The organism is Hydrogenimonas sp. (genome assembly GCF_029933015.1).
GTDB lineage: Bacteria > Campylobacterota > Campylobacteria > Campylobacterales > Hydrogenimonadaceae > Hydrogenimonas.
In genome coordinates, this window is record NZ_JAOZOZ010000069.1 from 1 (window position 1) to 8,367 (window position 8,367).

9 protein-coding genes and 1 pseudogene are annotated in these 8,367 nt (G+C 57.0%); 5 read left to right on the plus strand and 5 right to left on the minus strand.

Annotated features, from left to right (window positions below):
- A pseudogene (locus tag Q1K23_RS05975) lies at positions 1–440 on the plus strand (bifunctional phosphoribosylaminoimidazolecarboxamide formyltransferase/IMP cyclohydrolase PurH); the annotation flags it as partial.
- A gap of 46 nt (positions 441–486) precedes the next feature.
- Entirely contained in the window at positions 487–1,098 is a 612-nt protein-coding gene (locus Q1K23_RS05980; protein ID WP_300363241.1) for a hypothetical protein, read from the plus strand.
- 11 nt (positions 1,099–1,109) lie between these two features.
- Here the strand turns inward: Q1K23_RS05980 and metK are convergent, their stop codons facing one another.
- Positions 1,110–2,309 (minus strand): methionine adenosyltransferase, encoded by a 1,200-nt coding sequence (metK, locus tag Q1K23_RS05985; RefSeq protein ID WP_300363242.1) that lies wholly within the window; start codon positions 2,307–2,309, stop codon positions 1,110–1,112.
- A gap of 100 nt (positions 2,310–2,409) precedes the next feature.
- On the opposite strand from metK, the gene Q1K23_RS05990 reads away from it, so the two are divergent.
- Positions 2,410–2,736, plus strand: a complete 327-nt coding sequence (locus Q1K23_RS05990; protein WP_300363243.1) for a conjugal transfer protein TraR — start codon at positions 2,410–2,412, stop codon at positions 2,734–2,736.
- Positions 2,737–2,758: 22 nt separating this feature from the next.
- A complete protein-coding gene (locus Q1K23_RS05995; protein WP_300363244.1) occupies positions 2,759–3,211 on the plus strand; it encodes a YbhB/YbcL family Raf kinase inhibitor-like protein in 453 nt (150 codons plus the stop codon).
- Here Q1K23_RS05995 and pdxA read toward each other — a convergent pair.
- Genes pdxA through tgt form a run of 4 tightly spaced genes read right to left on the minus strand, consistent with a single transcriptional unit; the run spans position 3,199 to position 6,774 of the window.
- The gene (pdxA, locus tag Q1K23_RS06000; protein WP_300363245.1) at positions 3,199–4,164 is read right to left on the minus strand and encodes a 4-hydroxythreonine-4-phosphate dehydrogenase; all 966 of its coding nucleotides are present in this window, start codon (positions 4,162–4,164) and stop codon (positions 3,199–3,201) included. The genes Q1K23_RS05995 and pdxA overlap by 13 nt on opposite strands.
- Positions 4,161–4,943, minus strand: coding sequence for a pyridoxine 5'-phosphate synthase (locus Q1K23_RS06005; protein ID WP_300363249.1), 783 nt, complete (start codon positions 4,941–4,943; stop codon positions 4,161–4,163). The genes pdxA and Q1K23_RS06005 overlap by 4 nt, the downstream gene beginning before the upstream one ends.
- A 2-nt stretch (positions 4,944–4,945) precedes the next feature.
- Positions 4,946–5,605, minus strand: coding sequence for an arylesterase (locus Q1K23_RS06010; RefSeq protein WP_300363246.1), 660 nt, complete (start codon positions 5,603–5,605; stop codon positions 4,946–4,948).
- A gap of 38 nt (positions 5,606–5,643) precedes the next feature.
- A complete protein-coding gene (tgt, locus tag Q1K23_RS06015) occupies positions 5,644–6,774 on the minus strand; it encodes a tRNA guanosine(34) transglycosylase Tgt (RefSeq protein WP_300363247.1) in 1,131 nt (376 codons plus the stop codon).
- 75 nt (positions 6,775–6,849) lie between these two features.
- On the opposite strand from tgt, the gene Q1K23_RS06020 reads away from it, so the two are divergent.
- On the plus strand, positions 6,850–8,283 hold the full coding sequence (locus Q1K23_RS06020) for a TrkA C-terminal domain-containing protein (protein WP_300363248.1): 1,434 nt from the start codon (positions 6,850–6,852) through the stop codon (positions 8,281–8,283).
- The last annotated feature ends 84 nt before the right edge of the window (positions 8,284–8,367 follow it).

Genomic DNA, 8,367 nt, shown 5'->3' on the forward strand with positions numbered 1-8,367 from the left:
GTTTCGTCTATCAGGATGCCGACAAAGTGAAAGAGGAGGAGGTGAAAAACGCCGAACTCAAGTCCGAGCGTGAAGCGAGTGAACAGGAGAAGAAAGACCTGGAGATCGCCTGGAAAGTGGCGGCGCTCACCAAATCCAACTGTGTCGTCTACGTCAAAAACGGCGCCATGGTGGCCGTGGGCATGGGGATGACCAGCCGGGTCGACGCGGCCCGCTGCGCGCTCAAAAAGGCCGAGGAGATGGGTCTGGACGTGACGGGCGCGGCGATGGCGAGCGAGGCTTTTTTCCCGTTTAGAGACTCCATCGACGCGGCGGCCGCGGCGGGTGTGACGGCGATCATCGAGCCCGGCGGCTCGATCCGCGACGACGAGGTGATCGAGGCGGCGAACGAACACGGCATCGCCCTCTACTTCACCGGCGTGCGCCACTTCCTGCACTGATCCATCGGGAGGCGGCTGCCGCCTCCGCACCACCCAAGGAGAGCCGATGCGCTTTCTCACTCTGTTTCTACTCTCTCTTTCCCTTCTTCAGGCCGAACCGAAGACCTATGCCTACCGATGCGACGACGGCTTCGATTTCGTCATCCGTTTCGAAGAGGGCCGGACCTGGCTCTTCGCACCCGGTTTCGGCGGTCAGCTGCTTTTCATCGAAAAAGGGCCGAGAGGCGGGACGCTCTACGAGGGGGACGGGGCGATTCTGGATTTCAGAGGGCGGGATGCCGCACTGATTCTGAAAGGCGAAACGCACGAAAACTGCCGAAACGACCGAAAAAGGGCGATCTGGGAAGATGCCAAACTGCGGGGTGTCGATTTTCGCGCCGTGGGGAACGAACCGCCGTGGATTCTGGAGATCACCGGCGAGCGGCTCGATTTCTATTTCGGCTACGACAGGCGCCATTACCGTTTCGAAGCTTCCCCCAAGAGCGACGCCCAAAAGAGGGTGACGCGCTACGAGTCCAAAGGCTCGAAAATACCTTTCCAAGTGATACTTCAACCGGGGCCCTGTGCCGATTCGATGGCCGATGAAAGCTACGAGACGAAAGTCTCCGTGACTTTCGGCGGCAGGAGGCTACAGGGCTGCGGCCAGGCGCTGCACTGATATAGGTCTCATTACCTTTTCAACCCTTCAAACCATGCCAGTTCGTCGAGCTTCTCCCACGGATAGTCGGGATACCCCACCTGGCCTCTGGCCGCGATGTCGGCGTAGAGAAACGTGGTTTCGGAGGGGCTGTCGAGACCGAATCTCTCCGTGATCCACGCCGGGGTGAGGGGGAATCTCTCCGCGATCTTTTCGGAGAGCTCTTCATCTTTAAGGGGGGTGAGCGCCGTACTCATCGTATCGACGGTGACGCTGAGGGGATTGGCGCGGCCGATGACGTAGGCCAGCTCCACGATCGCCTTTTTCGCCAAACCGGCGGCGACGATGTGTCTGGCGAGCCACCTTGCGGCGTAGAGGCCCGATCGGTCGACTTTGGTGTAGTCCTTGGAGCTTTGGGCCCCGCCGCCGACGGGAGCGTAGGCGCCGTAGGTATCCGCGACGATCTTTCGGCCCGTGGTTCCGCTGTCGGCCAGGGGGCTGTGATTGACGTAGCGGCCCGTTCCGTCGATGAAAAACTCGCACGTCTCCTCGTCGAAGAGGGGGTCGTTTTCCAAAGTCTCCAGGATGACGCCCTTGACGATAATGCGCGCTTCCTCGATATCCAGATGGGCCGCGTGGGGTACGGCGGCGACGATTTTGCGGATGGCCCGGGGACGGTTGGCGTCGAAGTTCTCTTTGGTGCCGTAGTCGATCGTCACCTGGGTTTTGATATCGACACCGAAACGGTCGGGATGTTCGAGGGCATGGGCATAGAGCGCGTCTCGGATCTTTCTGGCGTACTCCAGCGCCGCGGGCATCAGGGTCGGGGTTTCGTCGGTGGCGAAGCCGATCATCATCCCCTGATCCCCCGCACCGATCTCGCCCCCCTCCCGGTCGACCCCGATACTGATGTCGGGAGACTGTTTCGAGACGAGCACGCGGATGTCCGTCGCGTCGGGATAGAGGGTCTGGCTTTCGTCGAACCCGATTTCCGGGTACCCGATGGCGCTCAGCGCGTCGATGGCGCAGAGACGGTAGAAACCTTCGCCTATGTCGATGTCCGTGCGTACCTCTCCTCCGATGACGATATGTTTTCCGCTGATGAAAACCTCCGTGGCCACCCTGGCCTTCGGATCGAGTTCCAGCAGCCGGTCGACGATCGTGTCGGCGATGATGTCGGCGCATTTGTCGGGATGGCCCGCCGAAACCGATTCTGAAGTGAAGAGATACATGCATACTCCTTCCAAGCTTTTTCGTAGCGTACCCCAATGAAGCTAAAAGTGGTATAATTTATCGAAACCTACGACCAACCAATCACAGAAGGAGAGTACGATGGCCGACCTGGATCTCGAATTTTTCAAGAAACGTCTTTTGGAAGAGAAAGAGAGGATTTTGAAGAACATCGAAGCGATCAGCGACGAGCTCGCGACGATTTCGGCGGAGGACGAGATCGACGATATCGAAGATATGGCCGAACTCAAGATCGACAACGATCGCGACAAGGAGGTGCTGCGCATCCTGCTTCAGCAGCTCAAGGATGTCAACGACGCCCTGAAAAAGATCGAAACCGGCACATACGGGATCGACGAAGAGACGGGAAAACCGATTCCCGAAGAGCGCCTGAGGGCCAACCCCGCCGCCAGGAGTGCGGTATCCTGAAACCCGAAAAGGAGGTGATGCCATGATTCTCTCGAGTCCTGCTTTCGAAAACGGAGGGTTCATTCCCGCCCGATATACGTGTGACGGTGCCGACGTGTCGATTCCCCTGGAGTTCGCCGATGTACCGGAGGGGACGAAGAGTCTGGCGCTCATCATGGACGATCCCGACGCGCCGATGGGGATATTCGTCCACTGGGTCATCTACAACATTCCGGCCGATGTGACTTCGCTTCCGGAAGGGATCCCCAACGAACCCTATCTATCCGAAGGGATACGTCAGGGAGTCAACAGCTTCGGAAATATCGGATATGGCGGCCCCTGTCCTCCCAACGGAGCGCATCGGTACATGTTCAAACTCTACGCGCTCGACATCCCTCTGGAGATCGACGCGGGTCTGACGAAACATCAGCTGCTCTCCCAGATGGACGGCCACGTGATCGACGGAGCCGGTCTGATGGGAATCTACGAGCGCTGAAGGCGCCTTCGGGCCATGGAAATGGCCGCTTTGACCGCCTCGATGTAGCTTTTCAGATTGACGGGGCGGTCCGGCAGATAGGCGATATCGAAAGCGGTGCCGTGGTCGACGGATGTGCGGACGATGGGCAGATTGAGCGAGACGTTGATGCTCTCGTCGAAGTAGAGCGCCTTGAGGGGGGCGAGCCCCTGGTCGTGGTACATCGCCACGTAGTATCGTAAATTTTCGCGCATCTTCGGCGTGAAAGCGACGTCCGGCACCAGCGGACCCACAAAGGGAGTGTTGAGTGCTGAGTGTTGAGTGTTGAGTAGATTATTGGCTTTCTGGATAGCTTCTTCGATGATGCGTTCCTCATCTCCCAGAACGCCGTGATCCCCGGCGTGGGGATTGAGACCCAGCACGCCGATCTTTTCGGCCTCCGTCTCTCTTTGAAAATCGAGAAGGAAGGATAGGAGTCTCTCTTTTTCGATCTTAGCAGGAACCTCTTTGAGGGGGATGTGTTCGGTGAAGAGGGCGACGTAGAGCTCTTCGCATCCGAGCATCATGATGGCGTCACGTCCGAAAAAGTCCCGCAGGGCGTCGGTGTGGCCTTTGTAGGGGATGCCCGCTTTCATCCAGGCCTCCTTGTGGATGGGCAGGGTGACGACGGCGCTGCAGACTCCTTTTTCGGTATGCTCCACCGCTTTTTCGAACGAGGCGAAACTGTAGCGTCCCGATGCGGCGTCGACGCTGCCTGGCGAGATGGTGAAGTGCGCCGCGTCGGGCGCTATATGCCGAAAATCGGAGGGTAGGGCGGTATGGAGGCGTTTTGCCGCCTGTTCGGCCATGTCGTAGCCGACGAAATAGACGGGACGGCAAAAAGAGGTAACGGTGTCGTGAGCCTGAAGGGCGATCTCGATACCGATCCCGTTGAGATCGCCGATGCTGACGGCGACGAGAGGTTTTTCGCTCATCGTCGCAGGAGTTTCAGCATCTCCCGGACCGCCTCCTCCAGACCTGTGAAGACACTGCGGGCGACGATGCTCTGGCCGATGTTGAGTTCCCCGATCGCTTCGATATCGACGATGGCGTGGACGTTCTGATAGTTCAGGCCGTGGCCCGCCGCCACTTCGAGGCCGAGAGAAGCGGCGTGGTCGGCGGCGCCTTTGAGCGTTTCGACGCTCTCGTCCAGTTTGGTTCGCAGCGTATGCCTGGGCAGCTCCAGCGATTCGATGGAGTGGTGGGAGTGGGGAAGGTTGGAGTGGAGCATCGCGTAGATGTTCGCGTAACTTCCCGTATGCAGCTCTACCCAGTCCGCGCCGAGCGCGTCGGAACGGGAGATGATCTCCAGATCGGGATCGATAAAGAGCGAAACCTCGATCTCATGGGCATGGAGCTTCTCGATGGCGGCCAGCGTCCTTTCTTCATATTTGAAAATATCAAGCCCCCCTTCGGTCGTCACCTCTTCACGTCTTTCCGGAACGAGGGTGGCGCGGTGGGGTTTGAGGCGGCAGACGATGTCGACGATATCCTCGTCGATGGAGCACTCCATGTTGACCGGCAGAGGGCTGAGTTCCACGATGCGTCTGGCATCTTCGTCGTGGATGTGCCGCCGGTCTTCCCTCAGGTGGATCGTGATCTGGTCGGCTCCGGCCCTCTTGACGATGCCCAGCGCCTCCACCGGGTCGGGATCGTTGATTTTTCTAGCTTCGCGCAGCACGGCGATATGGTCGATATTGACGCCCAGTTTTATCATCAGTACATCTCCCTCAAATAGCTGTAGATTTTTTGTGCGACCACTTTGTAACCCCGGTCGTTGGGGTGGACGTGATCGTTTTTGAGATCTTCGTTTTTCAAAACGGGACCGAAAACGTTGGGAATGTAGAGCGCTCCCGTCTTCTTCGCCACATCCTCATAGAGACCGATATCCGAGGATATCATCAGCTCGATCAGATCCATATCCGGTACGCCGACGATGACGGGTTTGGCCCCCGCTTTTTTGACGAGCTCCACCATTTTGACGAGATTCTCTTCGATTTTGTCCCGTTTTCTTCCCATCAACACATCGTTCATCCCCACGGCCAGAATGACGATGTCGGGTTTGTAGCGCTGCAGCACCGAGGGGAGGCGACGGAGTGCGTTTGCGGTCGTCTCTCCCGGGACACCCGCGTTGATGACGTCGATGCCGAGCATCTGCGAAAGCTGCGCCGGATAGCTGAACCCCTCCGTCGCTCCGGTCCCTGCGGTCAGGCTGTCGCCGAAGGCCACGATGACGGGAGGTTTGTCGCCGAAATATGTGGCCGTCTCCGTCGTCTCTTCGAATATTTCGTTCTCCATTTTGTGTTTGTTGTAGAAATGAAGACCTATGAAGATGACGACGATCAGGGCGATGATCTCCATTTTGCTCAGATTCATAGTCGATCCGCCTTTTTTTCAGACATTATAGTACAAATCTATATCGGCTTTTTTTCCCGTTTGCTGTAGAAGTCGCGTTTGAACGCTCCGTAGCGTCCCGCCAGGATCGCTTCCCGCGCTTCGCCCACCAGCCGGAGATAGTAGTGGAGATTGTGGAGGGAGGCGAGCCTGAAATAGGTGAGCTCCCTGGCGCGGTAGAGATGGTTGAGGTAGGCCCGGGTGTAGCGGCGGCAGGTATAGCAGTCGCACTCGGGATCGATCGGCGATGCGTCTTCCTTGTAGCGGGCCGCCTTGATGTTGACCTTGCCGAAGGAGGTGAAGAGCGTGCCGTTTCGTGCGTTGCGCGTGGGCATGACGCAGTCGAACATGTCGATGCCCCGTTCGATGTTTTCCACCAGATCCTCCGGTGTGCCGACACCCATCAGATAGCGCGGCTTGTCGGAGGGCATGAAAGGGGTCGTGAACTCCACCGTGTCGTACATCGCCTGGTTCGCCTCGCCGACACTGAGCCCGCCGATGGCGAAGCCGTCGAAATCCATGGCGCAGAGCGCTTCGGCGGAGATCTTTCGAAACTCCGGATCGGTGCCTCCCTGGATGATGGCGAAGATATTCTGATCGATGCCCGTGCCGTGCTCCTGTTTGAAGCGGTGGTAGGTGATCGACTCCCTGGCCCATCGGGTGGTGCGGTCGATGGAGACGGCGATGCGCTCCTTCGTGGCGGGCAGGGCGACCAGATCGTCGAGGATCATCATGATGTCGCTGCCCAGGTTGTACTGGATGTCGAGGACCTTGGATGGGGTGAAGTAGTGCTTGCTGCCGTCGATGTGGCTGCGAAAGAGGATCCCTTCGTCGTCGGGTCTGCTGATGTCGCTGAGGCTGAAGGCCTGGAAACCGCCGCTGTCGGTAAGGAAACTGCGGTCGTATCCGGTGAAACCGTGGAGTTTTCCCATTTTTGCCACCGTTTCGTCGCCGGGACGCAGATAGAGGTGGTAGGTGTTGGCCAGGATGATCTGCGTATCGAGAATCTCACGCATATCGTCGGTATCGAGCGCCTTGACGACGGCACTGGTGCCGACCGGCATGAAGATGGGTGTGCGAATGGTGCTGTGGGCCGTGGTGAGTGTGCAGGCGCGGGCTTTGCCGTCGACGGCGTCGATGGAAAATTTCATATCGGTTTTCCTGTTTCGCTATAATTGCCTTTTTGAAGCCGAAAACAGAGCGTAATAAAAGGCGGTGCGGAAGTCATGAAAAAAATCTTGATCATTGCTGATGGAATTGTAGCAAAACATTTTCTGCAGCGTATCAGCGAGACCTTCATCAGCACCAACGAATATACGATCATCACGCTGGACCGTTCGATACTTCCCGAAAAGCACCCCTCCAACTTCGTCACCTACCAGTTCGACCCCACCAGCTACATCAAGCTTTCGAAAATACTCAAACGCGATTTCGACGATATCTTCATCGTCATGAAAAACCGTGTCGACGCGGAGGGGACCTATCTGAACATCCGACGGGACAACCCCGTCACGCGCATCACCTTTTTCAACCGCTGGGACATCGAGTTCAGCAAAGACAATCTCTTCAACGACCAGAACCTCATCAACATCAACGCCAACGAGCTGATCGCCAGCCGCCTCTACGATTTTCTGCCCAACGTGCCGGTCGTCGCCCAGAACGTGGGGCTCGGCCAGGGTGAGATCATGGAGGTTCTGGTCCCCTTCGGCAGCGCCTACGTCTATCGGCATATCGGCACGATCATCCAGAACCAGTGGCGGATCGTCGCGCTCTATCGGGGGAACCAGCTGCTGCTCTCCAAACCCTCGCTGATGATCAAGCCCAACGACCTGCTGCTGCTTGTGGGCAAACCCTCCGTGCTGGAGTCGGTTTTCAGGGCGATCAAGCAGGAGCTGGGGCAGTTTCCGGCACCTTTCGGCGAAAATCTCTATATCTACATGGACATGAGCCGGGAGGATCGCGACTGCATACTCAACTGTCTGGAGCAGGTGAAGTATCTGCACAAAAGGATCAAAGGGCGGAAACTGGTGGTCAGGGTCACCAGCCCCACCGATGCCGATCTTTTGGAGACGATCAAAAAGCTCGATTCCGAGAGTGTCGAATGTATCGTCGACTTCAGGAACACTCCCCCCGAAAAACTGATCGCCGAAGATGTGGAGGAATACAACATCGGCCTCATTATATGCGGCAGGGATATTTTCAGCGACAGAGGATACAGGGAGATCTTCTACAGGCTGCGCAAACCGGTGCTGCAGTTCAGCGATATTTCGCTGATGCAGCTGAAAAAACTGGTGCTCATCCTTTCTGACGACAAGAGCATGGAGATCATCTCCGCCACGGTTTTCGACGTCGCCTCCCAGCTGGGAGTCGATATCGAGCTGCTCGATTACGAACCCGACAGCGATTTCGAAAAGAAACGCTTCATTCTCAACCACTACGAAAACCTCTCGAGCATATTCTCCAAGAGCCTCCAGATCCGCCAGGAGAACAGAAACCCGATCCGCCAGCTGGCCCACGAAGAACCCTTTCTGCAGGTCATCCCCTTTACCGACAAGATCCTGCAGAACCGTCTTTTTTCCTACTTCAGCACCGATGTGGAAAAACTCTACTTCAAACTCTCCCACAACCCCCAGCTCTTCGTACCGGTCGATATCGAGTGACGACTCAAAATTTTTCGGCGAAAACCGATCTTTCCGAAGATACAAAGCGCATTTTTACCAATATTTAAGTAAAATATCATCTGT

Bases quoted from the DNA above. Each gene is read 5' to 3' on its own strand.
- Q1K23_RS05980 (WP_300363241.1), top strand. From the start codon at position 487: ATGCGCTTTCTCACTCTGTTTCTACTCTCTCTTTCCCTTCTTCAGGCC.
- metK (WP_300363242.1), bottom strand. From the start codon at position 2,309: ATGTATCTCTTCACTTCAGAATCGGTTTCGGCGGGCCATCCCGACAAA.
- Q1K23_RS06010 (WP_300363246.1), bottom strand. From the start codon at position 5,605: ATGAATCTGAGCAAAATGGAGATCATCGCCCTGATCGTCGTCATCTTC.
- pdxA (WP_300363245.1), bottom strand. From the start codon at position 4,164: ATGAGCGAAAAACCTCTCGTCGCCGTCAGCATCGGCGATCTCAACGGG.
- Q1K23_RS05995 (WP_300363244.1), top strand. From the start codon at position 2,759: ATGATTCTCTCGAGTCCTGCTTTCGAAAACGGAGGGTTCATTCCCGCC.
- Q1K23_RS05990 (WP_300363243.1), top strand. From the start codon at position 2,410: ATGGCCGACCTGGATCTCGAATTTTTCAAGAAACGTCTTTTGGAAGAG.
- tgt (WP_300363247.1), bottom strand. From the start codon at position 6,774: ATGAAATTTTCCATCGACGCCGTCGACGGCAAAGCCCGCGCCTGCACA.
- Q1K23_RS06020 (WP_300363248.1), top strand. From the start codon at position 6,850: ATGAAAAAAATCTTGATCATTGCTGATGGAATTGTAGCAAAACATTTT.